16 protein-coding genes are annotated in these 16,496 nt (G+C 52.6%); 7 read left to right on the top strand and 9 right to left on the bottom strand.

Features of this window, described 5'->3' with window-relative positions; translation table 11 throughout:
- The first annotated feature begins 14 nt into the window (after positions 1-14).
- Together HOY33_RS12740 and HOY33_RS12735 are read left to right on the top strand one after the other, a co-directional pair.
- Positions 15-374 (top strand): DUF4810 domain-containing protein, encoded by a 360-nt coding sequence (locus tag HOY33_RS12740; protein WP_172290585.1) that lies wholly within the window; start codon positions 15-17, stop codon positions 372-374.
- Positions 371-1,027 carry a DUF799 domain-containing protein gene (locus tag HOY33_RS12735; RefSeq protein ID WP_172290584.1) on the top strand — a complete coding sequence of 219 codons (657 nt, stop codon included), beginning with the start codon at positions 371-373 and terminating at the stop codon, positions 1,025-1,027. Before HOY33_RS12740 ends, HOY33_RS12735 begins: the two co-directional genes overlap by 4 nt.
- 112 nt (positions 1,028-1,139) lie before the next feature.
- Here HOY33_RS12735 and HOY33_RS12730 read toward each other — a convergent pair whose 3' ends face one another.
- Both HOY33_RS12730 and HOY33_RS12725 read right to left on the bottom strand, forming a co-directional pair.
- Positions 1,140-1,568, bottom strand: coding sequence for an organic hydroperoxide resistance protein (locus HOY33_RS12730; protein ID WP_172290583.1), 429 nt, complete (start codon positions 1,566-1,568; stop codon positions 1,140-1,142).
- Positions 1,569-1,696: 128 nt separating this feature from the next.
- Positions 1,697-2,101 (bottom strand): helix-turn-helix domain-containing protein, encoded by a 405-nt coding sequence (locus HOY33_RS12725; protein WP_172290582.1) that lies wholly within the window; start codon positions 2,099-2,101, stop codon positions 1,697-1,699.
- An 86-nt stretch (positions 2,102-2,187) separates the two neighbouring features.
- Here HOY33_RS12725 and HOY33_RS12720 point away from each other — a divergent pair, with 86 nt between their 5' ends.
- The gene (locus HOY33_RS12720; RefSeq protein ID WP_172290581.1) at positions 2,188-3,036 is read left to right on the top strand and encodes an SDR family oxidoreductase; all 849 of its coding nucleotides are present in this window, start codon (positions 2,188-2,190) and stop codon (positions 3,034-3,036) included.
- 55 nt (positions 3,037-3,091) lie between these two features.
- On the opposite strand, the gene HOY33_RS12715 is transcribed toward HOY33_RS12720, so the two are convergent.
- Genes HOY33_RS12715 through HOY33_RS12705 form a run of 3 tightly spaced genes read right to left on the bottom strand, consistent with a single transcriptional unit; the run spans position 3,092 to position 5,675 of the window.
- On the bottom strand, positions 3,092-3,904 hold the full coding sequence (locus HOY33_RS12715; protein WP_172290664.1) for a PfkB family carbohydrate kinase: 813 nt from the start codon (positions 3,902-3,904) through the stop codon (positions 3,092-3,094).
- A gap of 10 nt (positions 3,905-3,914) precedes the next feature.
- Positions 3,915-4,892 carry an SIS domain-containing protein gene (locus HOY33_RS12710; RefSeq protein WP_172290580.1) on the bottom strand — a complete coding sequence of 326 codons (978 nt, stop codon included), beginning with the start codon at positions 4,890-4,892 and terminating at the stop codon, positions 3,915-3,917.
- 3 nt (positions 4,893-4,895) lie between these two features.
- Positions 4,896-5,675, bottom strand: a complete 780-nt coding sequence (locus tag HOY33_RS12705; protein ID WP_172290579.1) for an ABC transporter substrate-binding protein — start codon at positions 5,673-5,675, stop codon at positions 4,896-4,898.
- A gap of 239 nt (positions 5,676-5,914) precedes the next feature.
- Between HOY33_RS12705 and HOY33_RS12700 the strand changes: the two genes are divergently transcribed.
- Complete coding sequence (locus tag HOY33_RS12700) at positions 5,915-6,694, top strand: GntR family transcriptional regulator (protein ID WP_172290578.1); 780 nt, start codon at positions 5,915-5,917, stop codon at positions 6,692-6,694.
- 38 nt (positions 6,695-6,732) lie between these two features.
- On the opposite strand, the gene HOY33_RS12695 is transcribed toward HOY33_RS12700, so the two are convergent.
- Together HOY33_RS12695 and HOY33_RS12690 are read right to left on the bottom strand one after the other, a co-directional pair.
- Entirely contained in the window at positions 6,733-8,061 is a 1,329-nt protein-coding gene (locus HOY33_RS12695; protein WP_172290577.1) for a 6-phospho-alpha-glucosidase, read from the bottom strand.
- A gap of 14 nt (positions 8,062-8,075) precedes the next feature.
- The gene (locus HOY33_RS12690) at positions 8,076-9,620 is read right to left on the bottom strand and encodes a PTS transporter subunit EIIC (RefSeq protein ID WP_172290576.1); all 1,545 of its coding nucleotides are present in this window, start codon (positions 9,618-9,620) and stop codon (positions 8,076-8,078) included.
- Positions 9,621-10,128: 508 nt separating this feature from the next.
- Here HOY33_RS12690 and HOY33_RS12685 point away from each other — a divergent pair.
- Together HOY33_RS12685 and HOY33_RS12680 are read left to right on the top strand one after the other, a co-directional pair.
- Positions 10,129-10,827: a GntR family transcriptional regulator gene (locus HOY33_RS12685; protein ID WP_172290575.1), complete on the top strand. Its 699-nt coding sequence runs from the start codon at positions 10,129-10,131 to the stop codon at positions 10,825-10,827.
- A 293-nt stretch (positions 10,828-11,120) separates the two neighbouring features.
- A complete protein-coding gene (locus HOY33_RS12680) occupies positions 11,121-11,993 on the top strand; it encodes a DMT family transporter (protein ID WP_172290574.1) in 873 nt (290 codons plus the stop codon).
- 48 nt (positions 11,994-12,041) lie between these two features.
- On the opposite strand, the gene hutU is transcribed toward HOY33_RS12680, so the two are convergent.
- Together hutU and hutH are read right to left on the bottom strand one after the other, a co-directional pair.
- Positions 12,042-13,727 carry a urocanate hydratase gene (hutU, locus tag HOY33_RS12675; RefSeq protein WP_172290573.1) on the bottom strand — a complete coding sequence of 562 codons (1,686 nt, stop codon included), beginning with the start codon at positions 13,725-13,727 and terminating at the stop codon, positions 12,042-12,044.
- Positions 13,728-13,745: 18 nt separating this feature from the next.
- Positions 13,746-15,296 carry a histidine ammonia-lyase gene (gene hutH / locus HOY33_RS12670; RefSeq protein ID WP_172290572.1) on the bottom strand — a complete coding sequence of 517 codons (1,551 nt, stop codon included), beginning with the start codon at positions 15,294-15,296 and terminating at the stop codon, positions 13,746-13,748.
- 384 nt (positions 15,297-15,680) lie between these two features.
- Here hutH and hutC point away from each other — a divergent pair, with 384 nt between their 5' ends.
- Positions 15,681-16,436: a histidine utilization repressor gene (gene hutC / locus HOY33_RS12665; protein WP_172290571.1), complete on the top strand. Its 756-nt coding sequence runs from the start codon at positions 15,681-15,683 to the stop codon at positions 16,434-16,436.
- The last annotated feature ends 60 nt before the right edge of the window (positions 16,437-16,496 follow it).

The raw sequence follows: 16,496 nt of genomic DNA, 5'->3' as shown, positions 1-16,496 counted from the left end.
AGGAAGATACCTCTATGTTATCTCATAAAAAAATTGTCCTGCTGCTGGCAGCGACAGTCATGGCGGGCTGTGTCTCCGAGCCTAAAACCATCTATAGCTGGGATAAGTATCAGCCAACACTTTATCAATACTATCAACAAGATAAAGTTAGCCCGGAAGAGCAAATCGCCTCTCTTACAGAATCAATCGAAAAAGCGAAAGCGAAAAATAAGCCCGTTCCTCCCGGACTCCACGCTCAGTTGGGATTGCTCTACGTGAATACCGGTCGTGATGGCGAGGCGCGCCAGCAGTTTGAAACTGAAAAAGTGAAATTTCCAGAGTCAGCACCTTTCATGGACTTTCTGTTGAGCAAAAATAAAGGAAATATCAAATGAATCGCCTCTTTGGATTATGCGGCATTCTGTTCGCTTTGTTATTAGTCGGGTGCGCCAGGCCCGTTCCTTATGACTACACGGCATTTAAACAAAGTAAGCCCAGATCAATTCTAGTGCTGCCGCCGATAAACCACTCGCCGGATGTTAAAGCAAGTTACAGCCTGCTCTCTCAGGTGACTTATCCGCTTGCTGAATCTGGATACTATGTATTTCCTGTCGCGGTTGTTGAAGAAACCTTCAAGCAAAATGGCCTGACGGTGGCACAGGATATTCAGACGGTAAATGCGGCTAAGCTGCAACAAATCTTTGGCGCTGATGCCGCTCTGTATCTGGAGGTAAGAGAGTATGGCACCAAATACATCGTTATCAATAGCGAAACCCGGGTGACCGCTGACGCGCGTTTGGTTGATTTAAGAACCGGCAAGTTACTGTGGAGCGGAAGCGCCACCGCGTCGAGCGACGAGCAGCAATCAAACTCCGGCGGCATTATTGGCATTCTGGTGCAGGCGGCGATTGAACAAATCGCCAGTACAATGACCGATCAAGCTCATGATATCGCCGGTATTACCAGCGCGCGCCTGCTGGCTGCCGGTCATCCGCGCGGTATGCTCTATGGCCCACGCTCATTACAATATGGTAAAGAAACCTATTAAGCATTAGAGAGGAACGGTAAACGCCGCTCTGTGTCGATGAGCGGCGTTATCATATCGATGCGCCTGAAATCAGGCTTTAGTGCGCGGTATTACCGGTGAGCGGAACGCAAGGTCAGACAACAACGGTCAGCGTGACATCAATATTGTTGCGGGTGGCGTTCGAGTAAGGACAAACAACGTGCGCTTTCTTCACCAATTCTTCCGCTTTTGCCTTGTCAAACCCCGGGATGGCGATCTTCAGTTCGACTTCAATACCGAATCCGGTCGGAAGTTTACCAATACCGACGCTGCCTTCAATTGAGGTGTCCGACGGAAGCGAGACTTTCTCACTTGAGGCGACGCTTTTCAGCGCGCCAAGAAAACAGGCGGAGTAACCCGCGGCAAACAGCTGTTCAGGGTTCGTCCCTTCACCGCCGTTGCCACCCAGTTCTTTTGGCACATCCAGCTTAACATCAAGATGTTTGTCTGAGGACACCGCGCGGCCGTCGCGCCCGCCGGTGGCTTTAGCATGAGCAACATAGAGAACTTTTTCGATAGACATATTTTCTCCTGTGGTTTACGGCAATATGATCAAGCGTAGACCATGATGGAGGGTAAATGCCGGATGAAATAACAGATAAAAAGCCATTAATGGTTAAAAACTCCATAGATACAATAAGCTATGTGTTTTTAAGAAAAAGCTGAATCTTTTTCCTGCTGTGCCGCCAATATCATTCCTATATTTTCTTCTATCCAGTCGGCCAGAATTTTGACCCGTTCACTGACCTCTTTACCCATCGGCGTCAGGCTGTATTCCACATGCGGCGGCACCACCGGATAAGCCGTTCGCAGGACGAAACCATCATTTTCCAGCCACTGTAGCGTTTGCGCCAGCATACGTTCGCTGACGCCGTCAATTCTGCGCCGCAGCTGACTGAAACGAAGCGTGCCGTCCAGCAAGGCGACCAGAATCAGCACTCCCCAGCGGCTGGTCACATGGTTAAGTATCTGGCGGGAAGGGCATTTTTCGGCAAAAAGATCCCCCTGCAACGCGACAACGGACGAAGCGGCGGTCTGTATTGCTTTTTTCGGCACTATACTTACCTTTATGTGCGTACTTACTTAAAGTTAGTTAAGCGGGTATTATGCCAGCCAATGTCAGTCAACGAAAGGGGCTTATGATGATTGCTGTTACAGGTGCATCCGGTCAACTGGGCCGTTTGGTTATTGCACAACTGTTGGATAAGGTTCCGGCGAATGAGGTTGTGGCGCTGGTGCGCGATACCGGCAAAGTCGCTGATTTAGCCGCGCGCGGCGTTCAGGTAAAGGCGGCGGATTATAACCAGCCAGCGGCTCTGGCCGCCGCATTGCAAGGGGTGGATAAGGTGTTGCTGATCTCCTCCAGCGAGGTGGGCAAGCGTGCGTTACAGCACCGCAACGTGATTGAGGCGGCGGTACGGGCCGGGGTTAAGCTGCTGGCGTATACCAGTATCCTGCATGCCGATACCTCGCCGCTGCGGCTTGCGACCGAACACCAGGAAACGGAAGCGCAGCTAAAAGCATCGGGCTTGCCTTATGTGTTGTTGCGTAACGGCTGGTATACCGAAAACTATGCGGCCAGCATCCCGGTCGCATTGCAGCACGGCGTGTTTATCGGCAGCGCGGGCGAGGGGAAAATTGCCTCTGCCACGCGCGCCGACTATGCCGCCGCCGCGGTGGCCGTGCTGACGCAGGACAATCAGGCCGGTAAGGTTTATGAGCTGGCGGGTGATGAAGCCTATACGCTGGCGGAGTTGGCGGCTGAAGTCAGCCGCCAGTCAGGTAAAACGATAGGTTACCGGAACCTGCCGCCAGCGGAATTCAGCGCGGCGTTGGCGGCGGCGGGGATACCCGAGGTGTTTGCGGATATCATTGCTGATTCGGATGTGGGAGCCGCGAAGGGCGGTTTATTTGATGATGGTCATCAATTGAGCCGTCTGATCGGTCGGGCCACCACGCCGCTGGCAACGGTGGTGAAAGGGGCGATTTGACACGGCGTTGGCGGCGGTGATGATTTGCCGCCGCCAACCGTCATGGGCGATAGCATTAATATTTCTCGCCCTCGCCAAACGCGCCGTCCAGCAGACAGATTTGCGCGGCGAAGGCGGCGCCTGCGTGCAGGCTGGCCGATAACGATTTCCCCGCCTGATGCGTCAGTAAAAACGCGGTGATAAACGCATCGCCGGCGCCGAGCGTGTCCAGCGCCGCAACAGGTTGCGGCGGCTGATCCAGCCAGCGTTGGCCGTCAAACAGTACGGCGCCTTTAGCGCCACGAGTGGCGATGGCGCAACACCCGCCCTGACGATGGGCGTCAGCCAGAATTTGCCGTGTTTCCTCCAGGCTGCGCTCGGCACAGGAAAAAAACGCGTAATCCAGATGCGGGCATAAAGCGAGGGCCGATGCGGTGTTGAAATCATCGGAAAAGTCATACGACAGGCGGCCCGGCAACCTGCTTAGCGCAGGCAACTGCTTATCCAGATAGCTGTAAGCGCTGGTGTGCAGCAAAGCGAACTGACTCAACCAGGCGATATCGGCTACGGCGAAATCCATTGAGGTATGTTGCCGAATGCCGCCCGCGTTGGAGCCAAGGAAGATCCGCTCCCCCTGGTTGATGGTCAGGTCGGCATAACCGTTTTCACCTGATGCCACGCGGCAGCGTGAGGTATCAATGTTGCGGGCGGCCAGCGCGCGTTGCACATGTGAACCATTGTCGTCATCGCCAAAGACGCCGAGATAGGCGGCCTGTGCGCCGAGCATTTCCGCGTAGACGCTGAAATTAAGCGCGTTGCCGCCCGGATAACGGATATGCGTGTGCGTATAACGATCAACGACGTTATCGCCGATACCGAGCACTTTCATCATCATGTCCTTAATACGCCACTTTTCCCATATAACGGCGTGTTTCCAGCGGGTGTTGCCGTACCAGGGCCAGTGCGGCGCGGTATTCGCACATCACGCTATAGAACAGCACCGGGTTGAAATAGTCCGCCACCGACGCCGGAATAACGCCCAGGCCCAGTTCTTTGGCGTCAACGATTTCCATTTTATCGCCATATTGCGCCAGGAAGTGGACGGCGCGTTCGTCCAGCGGGCGTGTGCGGCCTTCATTCACCATCACAATCCAGGGGATGTTTTTATTGGTGACTTCAAACGGGCCGTGGAAAAATTCACCGCTGTGAATCGACGCGGCATTGAGCCACTGCATTTCCATTAACGAACAAATGGCAAAGCCATAAGCATGGCCGTAAGAAGCGCCGCTGGAAAGCACGTAGAACAGCGATTCGTCACGATATCGGTCGGCAAATGCCGCGCAACGTTGTTGCACTTGCCGGCGTGCGCGGGCAATGATGCCATCAATCTGCGCCATGCCGCTGTGGAAATCCGCATAGCCGTCAAATCCTTCGCTCTGCGCCAACGCGTCGACACACAGATTCAGGATCAGCGCCATCGGGTTGTCCACCACCTGGCTGTCATTACCCCAGGCATACAGAATATTGCTGTCAGACCAGGCAATCAGCCCGGCCTCGGCATTGTGCGTCAGGGTGATGGTGGTACTGCCATGCTGCTGCGCCAGTTTCGCCGCCGCGACCGATTCCGGCGTATTTCCACCGTGGGAGCAAACAATGGTCAGGGAATTTTTACCCAGCGTTTTCGGCGCCGCGTGGACGAATTCATTTGCCGTCATCATAAAGCTGTGTAGCGTGGTGGATTCGCGGTTAAGAAAATAATGCGCTGGATACATATCCACCAGCGAGCCGCCGCAGGCAACAAGAAAGATCTGACGCAGGCCGCCTTCTGGATGAAAGCGGCGTTCTATTAACGAAGTGATGATTGCAGCGGTATTCATAAATTAATCGCCATACACATTGAAATTAAAGTATTTTTTCGCCAAACGGTCATAGGTGCCGTCGCGGCGGATTTCGGCAATTGCGCCGTTGAGCTGTTCGCGTAGTTTGTCGTTCTGCTTGTTGAGGCCAATGCCCGTGCCCGGCCCGAAAATCACCTCATCCTTCACTTGCGGTTCAATCAGCGCAAAACCTTTGCCATGGGGCTTGCTGAGCAGGGACTCGGTCACTACGGTCGCATCATCCAGCGTGGCATCCAGTCTTCCCACCACCATATCGGCATAGACGTCGTCGGCGCTGGGGTAGGGGATCACTTCCACGCCCTGGCTTTGCCAGTGTTTTTTGGCGTAAGACTCAAATACTGAGCCTTGCTGCACGCCCAGACGCTTTCCGCGCAGTGACGCGACGGTCGGTTTTAAACCGCTGGAAAGCGGGGCGACCAGAAAAGCGGGGGTGTTGAATAATTTATCGGTAAAGTCGATGGCTTTTTTGCGCTCGTCGGTAATCGACAGGGAGGAGAGAATGGCATCAAACTTGCGCGCATGCAGCGCCGGGATCAACCCGTCAAAACTGCTCTCCACCCATACGCATTTTGCATTGAGTTTGGCGCATAGCGCGTTACCGATATCAATATCAAAACCCTGTAAGGAACCATCCGCCGCTTTTGATTCAAACGGCGGGAAAGTAGGGTCTGTTCCGAAGCGGATTTGCTGCTCGGCATGAACGCTAAAAGACAGCCAGGGCAACGCCAGGCTAAGCAACAAAAGAGGCAGTGTTTTTTTCATCGTTCTCTCCGTTAGTGTAACCATACCATAAAATATACCAATAAAAGATATACTCGCCGGTTTGGCGCAATACAAGAAATTGTTGATATTTTTATTTGTATAATAATTGCTTATTCATGGTGGTCTGATATTGATATCGGCTTTCCATTATCGTGGCGGTGGTTTTTTTCTGGCTAATCAGATATTCAGCGGTATAATTAATGCAAAATTTTACGGCGTTGAGCTAGTTAAAATAGACCATGACTGAGATTAGCGAAACAAAACGGCGCCCGCGCAAAGCCTATTTACAAGCCCGGCAATCTTTGCTGGCTCTGCTGGCGACGCCGGAATACAACCAGGGCGATCAAATTCCCGCCGAGCGCGAGCTGGCGGCGCGTCTGCACATCAGCCGTATGACGCTGAGAAAAATTATTGACGAACTGATTGCTCAGGGGCTGCTGGAACGGCGTGGTAATCAGGGCACCTGGCTGACGGCTGCCGCCATTGAACGTCCGCTAACCCAGGCGATTGAACAGGGGATCAGCAAAATCATCGAGCATAACGGCGCGGTGCCCAGCAGCCGCCTGGTTTACTTTCAGGATGCGCTGGCCAGCGAACGCATCGCCCGCTTATTGCAAATAGAAACCGGGGCGCCCTTGCTGATGATCAAACGCCTGCGGCTGGCGGACGGGCGGCCCTTCTGCCTTGAAACCAGCTACCTGCCGCGTCAGCGCGTACCGGATTTAAGCGCGCCGATGCTCGAAGCCAACGGCTCGCTGTATCGCCTGTTGGCCGAGCGTTATCACATTCAGGGGATAGCCGATGAAGGGACGATTCGCGTCAGCGTAATGAGCGAAGAAGAACAAGCGCTGCTGGAGGCGCCGCCAGACAGCCCGGCGCTGGTTTATCGCGGCGTTATTTACGATCGTCTGAGTCAACCGGTGGAATATCTGGTGTCGGTCAATCATCCGCAACGTGTGACCTTTCGCATCAGTCATAACGCCGTCAGCCAGACGAACGTGAGTGCCGATATCCGGTAGCGGCCAACGCCGGGTTGACCACTGCCGTGAGGTGTCGATTAATTCAGCGGCGGCCAAAAATCTTTGTTGGCAACGATTAAATCGTCGAGGATTTTTTTCGCCACACCCGCGCTGGGCACGGTTTTAGAGAGCGTAATCGCCTGCCACAGCTTCTGATAGCTGCCTTCAATCCAGGCATCTACGGTCAGCTTTTCAACCGCCACCTGTTGTTCCATCAATCCTTTCTGGAAAAGAGGAATTTTCCCCATCGCCAGGGGTTCCGGGCCATTTTTGCCGACTAAACAGGGAACCTCCACCATCGATTCGTCACTGAAATTGGCAATGGCGCCGTTATTTTCCACGATTAACAGCATTCTTTCTTGCGTATTGAAGGCAATAGCACAGGCCAGATCGACAATAAACGTTGCATGAGCGCCGGCATGAAAATTCGCATTCTGAGCGGTATTTTTTTCAATAATCGATTTCGCCATATCGAAAACATCTTTTTCACGCCCAGCCATGACTTCGTTTGCCCGAGTGAAATCAGGATTGGAATGTTGCACCACATCGTCAGGGTAGTAGTAATATTTCAGATAAGTATTCGGTAGGGTTTCCGGATCTAACGAGAACAACTTTTTCGCTTGTTCAAAGGTCTCTTTCCAACTGGGCGCCTTATGTTGAAAATCTTCCGTCTGGCTGCAATAGCCAAATTGACTTACGTGTGCTTTAAGTTGGGGCATAAGATCATTTCCGGCTTTATCGGTAATGCTAGTCCACCAACCGAAATGATTTAACCCATAATAACGGACATTCATTTCTTTTCTGGATGATAACCCCAGAATATCGGCAAAGATCCCTTCAATGGCCACCGGCATATCGCAGATATTGATTATTCGGGATGTGGGCCGTAAACGGCGTGTCGCTTCCGCGACAATGGCGGCGGGGTTGGAGTAGTTCAACATCCAGGCGTCGGGCGAGTATTTCTCCATATAGTCCAGGATCTCAAGTACCCCGCCGATAGAGCGCATGCCATAGGCGATGCCGCCAGGGCCGCATGTTTCTTGTCCCGGCACGCCATATTTTAAAGGTATTTTTTCATCCTGTTCACGCATGGCGTACAAACCGACACGAATGTGGGCCATCACGAAATCAATATTGGAAAAGGCTGCTTCAGGATCGGTGGTATATGAAAAATGTATATCCGGATGGCGCTCCTTCATCATTATTTTACAGGCCTCGCCCAATATATACTGACGTTCGGCATTATTATCATATAGCTTTATTTCCCTAATTGGGAATTTATCAACGTTCTCCATCAACATAAGAATAATGCCTGGGGTATAAGTACTTCCACCGCCAGCAATAGTTATTGAGTATTTCTCTTTCATATGCTATATCCTCTTTATTCCTGAATACCTAATTCACTATCAACAATGTTTCTGACTTTATTCACTTTTAATCCATAAATAATCTGTACGTGATTACCTTTTCTTACCATACTTGATGCGCCCGTATTTTTTAGCAGCGCTTCGCTAACCAGATTTTCATCAACAACGTCTACTCTTAACCGGGTAAAGCAATTGTCAACCGTGCGGATATTATTAGCGCCTCCCAGCCCTGCGACGATATCTTTACCGAGGCTGGTTTGATTACCGCGTTCTTGTGTTTCACCGATAGTTTCACTTTTACTCTCTTCGAGCGCTCCTCTGCCCGGAGTAAGCATTTTTAATTTTATAATCAGGAATTTTCCGACCATGAACATGGTAAACGTTTCGAGAAGACCTAATATAATAAACATCGGCCAGTTTGTTCTTTCGACACCTGCGGGAATGTTATAGACAAAGAAGTCAATAATCCCATTGGTCACACAGACTCGGATGTCAAAAATATAGGCCAGCATTTGGAAAAAACCGTCCAATAGCGAATAGACCAACCATAATAAGGGCGCGGTGAAAATAAACAGAAACTCGAATGGTTCGGTAATGCCTACCAACACGGAGGTCACGACCAACGGTAATAGCGTAATTTTTAATTTTGCTTTGTTTTCTGGTTTGGCCGTTTTATAGAACGCCAGCGCCAGGCCGGCGATGCCGAAAATCTTCACCATGCCATAAGTGAGGAAACGGGCGGAATCATCCAGCGTTGTTATGCTTGAGTTAGCTATTTCAGCCAGAAAAATAGGTTTGGCGCCAATCAGTGTTTGTCCATCGATTAACATCTGTCCGCCAATAGAGGTATAGACAAAAGGTGACCAAATAAGATGGTGTAGCCCGGTAGGGATTAAAAATCGATTTAAAAAGCCGTATAAAAAAACGCCGCCGGCTCCAAAGGTTTTCATAAATTCCGTTAAGGCAGAGATGCCATGGGCGATAACCGGCCAGATGTAAACAACCAGAATGGCGAATGTTGCGATGATCGGGATCATAACAATCAGCACAAATTTACTATTACCGTAGATAGAAAAGGCGCCTTTGAATTCCTTATCAATAAATTTATTATGAATATAGGCAACAATAACCCCGAGGATTATCCCTAAGAAAACCCCCATATCGATAACTTTGAAACCGAAGGTAAATATTTGTCCGGTGCCGTAGAGTTCAGCGTTAGATGCACCTTCCATTAATTTGTTGGTCAGCGTTAGCCATGAATTATTACCGGCCAGATACATAAAATAGGACATCGTGGCAACAAAGGCGGCGTCTGCTTTTCTTTTTTTAGCCATCCCTAATGCTAACCCTAAACAAAAAAATAAGCTTAGGTTATTCATAATGGCCCATAATATGCTGGATATATATTTACCAAAGATATAAAGATAACTGCCTTCGGTGATGAACGCCTTATTGGTTATGATGCTGGCGATCGCTATTAACAACCCCACAATAGGCAAAAATAGTACAGGGCCTATCATGGCTTTTGAAAATGCTTGTAATTTTTTTAGTATATTCATTTATAGCTCCACCCGGTAGATATGTTGCCTATACCCGTCATACTTCAAGCCGTATGTGTGTTGGCTGCGCTTAGTCACTCTAATCACTTATCCAAGTAAGTGATTAAGAATTAATGAGCCTCATCCCCAAGACTCATCTTTTGGGTCAGCGCGAACGCTGTCCAAATTGGTTCCAGACCGATTTGTCCTTCGCTTGCCGCCTTTCTGCGATTCGAATCATTTAGGGTATAGCGTTAAAAATAAGCGATCGATCGAAAACGTTTTATTTTTGATATTGAAAAGCGGTCTTCGTGTGGAGTGAAGGATAAGGGGTATTTTTAGATGCTGGTGTTGAATGTCTGGTAATTGTGATGAAAGTCATACATTTTTATTGGCATGCAAAATATACTTTTTCTCGATTTTATATAGCTGTCGAAGTTTTATTTTTTATTTTTCAATAAATAATGATATTTATCAGTTGGTTGTATGTACTTCTGTGGTGAGCTAATTTGAGAGAAGAGATATAAAAGTGATATATAAAAAAATTTCCGCAGAAATAAGAATGAGAATCAACAGCGAAAATTATGAGATTGGCGATGCGTTGCCCAGTGAAAAAGCGTTGGCATATGAGTTCAATGTATCGCCAATGACTATTCGCAAGGCGCTGGCGCCGCTGGAAGAAGAAAATCTCATTATAAAAAAACATGGTAGCGGCTCGTATGTCGCCAGAAAAATAAGCTATCACGGTGGGGAACTGGACGGGTTTAACCATCAAATGGAAATTGTGGGCGTGACTGATTACACCAACCAGGTGGTTGATTTCCATATAATTAATGCGCCGCTCAGTATTGCACATCAATTAAAAATAGAGGCGAATGAGAAAATTTACTTTGTAAAACGCATTCGGTTAATCAAAAACACGCCTATTTTATTAGAAAATAGTTATATCCCGGTCAAAGCGTTTCCTTATCTGAGCATTGGGCATTTAGAAAAATCAAAATTCAACTATTTTAAAAACGAATGCAATGTAACGGTGATTGAAAGCCATAGAAGTTACACCCCGGTTTTTGCAACCAAAGAACACGCTGTTTTATTGAATGTAGAGCCTGATTCACTGTTGCTACGGGTGCAATCGATCAGTTTTTCGCAGGAAAATAAAATAGTTGATGTGTCAGATACTTACCAAAATACCGAGAAGTATATTGTTAAGCACTCCGTTAAACGATGACGATGTTTTTCCCCGCCATGCGGTGGTAATGGCAGGGGCGATAAGCTCTGTTTCCCGGCATCTTGGGCAGGAATGCTAATCAGCGACGCGACCCGTTTGCATGACGCCGCGGCTTCGGCTAAATTTACCGCATCGACTGAGTGGCAACTAGGGTTCCGGACAGCGTTCAAACGCTGTTGTCTGGTCCGAGCGTTGTAGAGACTGCGGTTTTTTGCCGCAGCTGCACCCGAGGGAGAAAAGCCCAGAGGAGGAGACGTCGAGTCTTCCCCATGACTTTTTGAACCGGAGCGCTTATGTCTTTTCTTACCTTTTCGCTGGTCGTTCTGGCCGCGTTTATCCATGCTAGCTGGAACTTGCTTGCCAAACGCGCGGCTTCGGCTGGCGTCGCTTTCGTCTTTGCCTACAGTAGCATTGCCTGTCTCTTTTACCTGCCGTGGGTGGTCTGGTTGTTGGCGACCGGTACGCTGAGATGGGATCTGCCGGTCATTCTCTGCGTGGTGATGAGCGGCGCGGTGCATTTGGCGTACAGCCTGTTTTTGCAACGTGGATATCAGGTCGCCGATCTTTCCGTTATTTATCCCGTCGCTCGCGGCTCAGCGCCCATGCTGTCCAGCATCGCGGCATTTCTGCTATTTTCAGAACCGCTAACGTTGGCGGGCGTTGCGGGTCTCGGCGCGATCGTGATGGGGATCGTGTTGATTTCCAGTCAGGGAAGCTTCGCCAGGTTTCGCCAACCCGCCGCACAGAAAGGCGTACGCTGGGGCGCCGCGACAGGATCGATGATCGCCGGCTATACCGTCGTTGACGCCTATGGCGTCAAGGTTTTGGGGATCCACCCCGTGGTGCTGGACTGGTGTTCGCAAGCCATCCGTCTGGTGATGCTGTTGCCCTGGCTGGCTACCCACCGCCATGAGATAAGCGGTCTTATGAGAGGCAAATGGACGTTGGCGATCGCGGTAGGCGTTCTTTCGCCCCTTTCATATATCCTGGTGCTGCTGGCGTTGCGGCTTGGCGCGCCGCTTAGCGTGGTCGCGCCCGCCCGCGAGATGTCGATGATGGTCGGCGCGCTATTCGGTATGTTCATCCTGCGTGAGCCGGTTGGCATTTGGCGACTGGTCGGCTGCCTGGTGCTGGTCAGCGGGGTTGTGCTGCTCGGCCGCGCATAGTCGCGGCTTATCCGGGGCCAGCCGTGGCCGGCCCTTTGATCGTCCGTATTATTTGACCATCGGCAGGTTGAGTTGGTGGTTTGCCGCGCACTGCCGCGCCAGCTCGTAACCGGCATCCGCATGGCGCATGACGCCGGTGGCCGGGTCGTTCCATAATACGCGGCCCAGACGCCGGTCGGCTTCCGGCGTACCGTCGGCGACAATCACCACGCCGGCATGCTGAGAGAATCCCATGCCGACGCCGCCGCCGTGATGCAGGCTGACCCAGGTGGCGCCGCCCGCGGTATTCAGCAGCGCGTTCAACAGCGGCCAGTCGGAAACCGCGTCGGAGCCATCCCGCATCGCTTCGGTTTCGCGGTTTGGCGAGGCGACGGAACCGCAGTCGAGGTGATCGCGGCCGATGACTATCGGTGCTTTCAACTCGCCGTTGCGCACCATTTCGTTAAACGCCAGGCCGGCCAGATGTCGTTCGCCAAGGCCGAGCCAGCAGATGCGCGCCGGCAGCCCCTGGAAGGCAATACGTTCCTGCGCCATATCCAACCAGCGATGCAGGTTTTTATTGTCCGGGAAGAGCTGTTTCAGTTTGGCATCGGTTTTATAAATATCTTCCGGGTCGCCAGACAGCGCCACCCAACGGAACGGGCCTTTGCCTTCGCAGAACAGCGGGCGGATATAGGCAGGGACAAAACCCGGGAAGTCGAAGGCGTTTTTCACCCCTTCGTCCAGCGCCACCTGACGGATATTGTTGCCGTAATCGACGGTAGGGATCCCCATATGGCAGAAGTCGAGCATCGCCTGCACATGCACCGCCATGGAGGCGCGCGCGGCTGCTTCCACCGCTTTCGGATTGGCCGCGCGCTCTTGTTCCCAGCGCGCCAGCGACCAGTCAAGGGGCAGATAGCCGTTGATCGGATCGTGCGCGGAGGTCTGGTCGGTGACGATATCGGGTTTCATGCCGCCTGCTTTGGCGCGTTTCACCAGCTCCGGCAGAATTTCCGCCGCGTTGCCCAGCAGACCGACGGAGATGGGGCGTTTCTCTTTATTGGCGCGGTCGATCATCGCCAGCGCTTCATCAATGGTGTAGGCCTTGTAGTCGAGGTAGCGGGTACGCAGGCGGAAGTCGATGCGCGATTCCTGACACTCAACCGCCAGCACCGACGCACCGGCCAGCACGCCGGCCAGCGGCTGCGCGCCGCCCATTCCGCCAAGGCCGGCGGTGAGGATCCATTTACCGCTCAGATCGTCGTTAAAGTGCTGGCGACCCGCCTCGACGAAGGTTTCATAGGTGCCCTGCACGATGCCTTGCGCCCCGATGTAAATCCACGAACCGGCGGTCATCTGGCCGTACATCATCAGACCGGCTTTATCCAACGCGTGGAAGTGATCCCAGTTGGCCCAGTGCGGCACCAGATTGGAGTTGGCAATCAGCACGCGCGGCGCATCGGCATGGGTACGGAATACGCCAACCGGCTTGCCGGACTGCACCAGCAAAGTTTCCTCCGGTTGCAGCGCTTGCAGCGAGCGGAGGATTTGTTCAAAACAGTCCCAGTTGCGCGCGGCTTTACCGATGCCGCCGTAGACCACCAGATCTTCAGGACGCTCGGCCACATCCGGATCGAGGTTGTTTTGAATCATGCGAAAGGCAGCTTCAATCAGCCAGTTCGCGCAATGCAGATCGCTGCCGTGAGGCGCGCGCACCACGCGAGCTACGGCTTTGCTTACTTCTTCACTCATCATCCTATCCTTAAACGGTTAGTTGCTTAACGTTATGCTGGGTAACAGAGCCGCTATCGGCGCGGGCCAGTTGTCGCTGCTCGCCCATAAACGCATCTGTTCGATATCGGGAGCCATCAGGCGGTCTTGATCAAGAAAAGCGACGCGCCGGCGTAAAGCGGCCAGCTCTGTTTCAAGCAGAGGCGAGCTTTGCAGCGGACGAATAAAATCGATGCCCTGTGCCGCCGCCATCGCTTCCACGCCGACCACCACTGCGGTGTTGAAGCACATGGCGCCCAGACGGCGCGCCGAGTAGGTCGCCATCGAGACATGGTCTTCCTGATTGGCCGAGGTAGGCAGGCTGTCGACGCTGCCCGGATGGGCGAGGGATTTGTTTTCTGAGGCCAACGCCGCCGCCGTCACCTGGGCAATCATAAAACCGGAGTTAACCCCGCCGTCATTGACCAGAAACGGCGGTAGGCCGGAGAGCGTACTATCCAACAGCAGCGCCAGACGACGTTCGGAAATCGCCCCGACCTCGGCAATCGCCAAAGCGATGATATCGGCGGCGAAGGCCACCGGCTCGGCATGGAAGTTACCGCCGGAAATCACATCGCCGGTGTCGGAAAACACCAGCGGGTTATCTGAGGCGGCATTGGCTTCAATTTGCAGCACCCGTGCGGCGTGGAGCAGGTTATCAAGGCATGCGCCCATCACCTGCGGTACGCAGCGGATAGAGTAGGGATCCTGTACGCGGCCGCAGTGAACGTGCGAGTCCAGAATTTCGCTGCCTTCCAGCAGGGCGGAGACGGCGGCGGCCACCGCGATTTGCCCATGCTGGCCGCGTGCCGCATGAATGCGCTTATCGAAAGGTTTCAGCGAGCCTTTAATCGCTTCCAGCGACAGCGCGCCGGCAACCAGTCCGGCGGCAAAGACCTTTTCCGCCTCAAACAGACCGCGTAAGGCCAGAGCGGTAGAGACCTGAGTGCCGTTAAGCAACGCCAGCCCCTCTTTGGGGCCGAGCACGAACGGCTGTAGTCCGGCGAGCGAAAGCCCTGCAACCGCCGGCATCAGCGTACCGTTCACCCGAACCTCGCCTTCCCCCAGCAGCATCAGCGACAGATGCGCCAACGGCGCCAGATCGCCCGAGGCGCCTACCGAGCCTTTTTCCGGAATACAGGGCATGACGCCGGCATTGAATAGCGCCAGCAGGGCGTCAATCAGCGCCATGCGAATTCCTGAATGACCGCGCGACAGGCTGATGACTTTGGTCGCCATCACCAGTCGCACTACGTTATCCGGCAGTAACTCGCCGACGCCAGCGCTGTGTGACAGCACCAGATTACGCTGTAGTTCAGCCAGACGCTGTGCGGGAATGGATGTCTGAGCCAGTTTACCGAAACCGGTATTGATGCCGTAGGTGACCTTGCCGGAACTGACTATCGATTCAACCGTTTCACGGGCTTTGCGTATCTTCGTCCGGGCACTTTCATCCAGCGTCAATTTTACGCCGCCATGATAAATGGCTTTGAGCATGGCCAAATCCACTTTGCCCGGCGTTAGTTGGCAATGTTCCCTCTTAAGTGGCATGGTATGTTCCTGTATATACAAGATGTTTCATGGCTATTCCCAACTAAGGTGGAATTAACGGAAAATCAGGTTTACTCGCTTTAATGGCAATCAGCGCCGCTGAGTAAAGCAGATGTGTATAGTCTTGTATATACAATTAGCAACGCTTGTGCCAGATCGATCGAAAAATATTTTCTCTGGCGGTTTTTCCTTCCCTCAGCCCGCAGAGCGGGGGCTGACGGCAAACAACGGTGAAAATCGGGCTGAGCGCAAGCCCATACGTTTACCATAATCCGCGCCATGATGAAGCACGCCGCCCGATGGTAGTGCAGCCCCTGTAGATGTATATACATCCACGCGGTTCAACAGTAAACTGGCGCAATTAACCGACGAAAGGATCCTGTTATGGTTGTTCAGACTGCCATTTCGCAACTCTCCGCGGCGATGGGCGACCAGCCTGCGCCTATCTATCAGCGTGTGAAGCAGGCGATTATCAGCCAGATCAGCGCGGGCATCTGGAAGCCCAACCAGCGAGTCCCCTCCGAAAGCGAACTGGTCAATGAGCTGGGCGTGAGCCGCATGACCATCAACCGCGCCCTGCGTGAACTGACCAGCGAAGGCTATCTGCTTCGCATGCAGGGGGTCGGCACCTTTGTGGCCGAAATGAAGGGTTATACGGCCATGCTGGAGGTTCACAATATCGCTGAAGAGATTGCCCAGCGCGGCCATCAACATAGCTGCAAGATTATCACTCTGCGTGAAATCAAAGCCGATCCCGAACAGTCGGCGGTGCTGGGGCTGGCGACCGGCGATATGATTTTTCATTCGGTGATGGTGCATTACGAAAATGAACTACCGGTGCAGATGGAAGACCGCTTGGTGAATCCGCAGGTGGCGCCGGATTATCTCAAACAGGATTACCACAGCCTCACCCCGTACACCTATCTGATGCGCGTAGCGCCGTTGACCGCCGGCGAGCACATTGTTGAAGCGATATTGCCGGATGCCCAACAGTGCGGCAATTTAGCGCTGGAGCCGCATGAACCTTGCCTGTTGATCCGCCGTCAGACCTGGAGCGATGCCAAAATCGTCACCTACGCCAGGCTGTTGTACCCCGGATCGCGTTATAAACTGCTGGGGCGGTTTAAAGGACACGGCTGAAAGATTTGCTCGGCACGGAGATTACGCCGCGTGCCGCAAAATATCGATCCCTGGTTGCTT

Source organism: Brenneria sp. hezel4-2-4 (genome assembly GCF_013155275.1).
GTDB lineage: Bacteria > Pseudomonadota > Gammaproteobacteria > Enterobacterales > Enterobacteriaceae > Brenneria.
The sequence above is the reverse complement of the archived record's forward strand: the minus strand, read 5'-3'. Positions and strand labels throughout refer to the sequence as shown.

Coding starts and splice junctions, on each gene's coding strand:
- HOY33_RS12740 (WP_172290585.1), top strand. CDS start 15: ATGTTATCTCATAAAAAAATTGTCCTGCTGCTGGCAGCGACAGTCATG.
- HOY33_RS12735 (WP_172290584.1), top strand. CDS start 371: ATGAATCGCCTCTTTGGATTATGCGGCATTCTGTTCGCTTTGTTATTA.
- HOY33_RS12730 (WP_172290583.1), bottom strand. CDS start 1,568: ATGTCTATCGAAAAAGTTCTCTATGTTGCTCATGCTAAAGCCACCGGC.
- HOY33_RS12720 (WP_172290581.1), top strand. CDS start 2,188: ATGATTGCTGTTACAGGTGCATCCGGTCAACTGGGCCGTTTGGTTATT.
- HOY33_RS12715 (WP_172290664.1), bottom strand. CDS start 3,904: ATGAAAGTGCTCGGTATCGGCGATAACGTCGTTGATCGTTATACGCAC.
- HOY33_RS12710 (WP_172290580.1), bottom strand. CDS start 4,892: ATGAATACCGCTGCAATCATCACTTCGTTAATAGAACGCCGCTTTCAT.
- HOY33_RS12705 (WP_172290579.1), bottom strand. CDS start 5,675: ATGAAAAAAACACTGCCTCTTTTGTTGCTTAGCCTGGCGTTGCCCTGG.
- HOY33_RS12700 (WP_172290578.1), top strand. CDS start 5,915: ATGACTGAGATTAGCGAAACAAAACGGCGCCCGCGCAAAGCCTATTTA.
- HOY33_RS12695 (WP_172290577.1), bottom strand. CDS start 8,061: ATGAAAGAGAAATACTCAATAACTATTGCTGGCGGTGGAAGTACTTAT.
- HOY33_RS12690 (WP_172290576.1), bottom strand. CDS start 9,620: ATGAATATACTAAAAAAATTACAAGCATTTTCAAAAGCCATGATAGGC.
- HOY33_RS12680 (WP_172290574.1), top strand. CDS start 11,121: ATGTCTTTTCTTACCTTTTCGCTGGTCGTTCTGGCCGCGTTTATCCAT.
- hutU (WP_172290573.1), bottom strand. CDS start 13,727: ATGAGTGAAGAAGTAAGCAAAGCCGTAGCTCGCGTGGTGCGCGCGCCT.
- hutH (WP_172290572.1), bottom strand. CDS start 15,296: ATGCCACTTAAGAGGGAACATTGCCAACTAACGCCGGGCAAAGTGGAT.
- hutC (WP_172290571.1), top strand. CDS start 15,681: ATGGTTGTTCAGACTGCCATTTCGCAACTCTCCGCGGCGATGGGCGAC.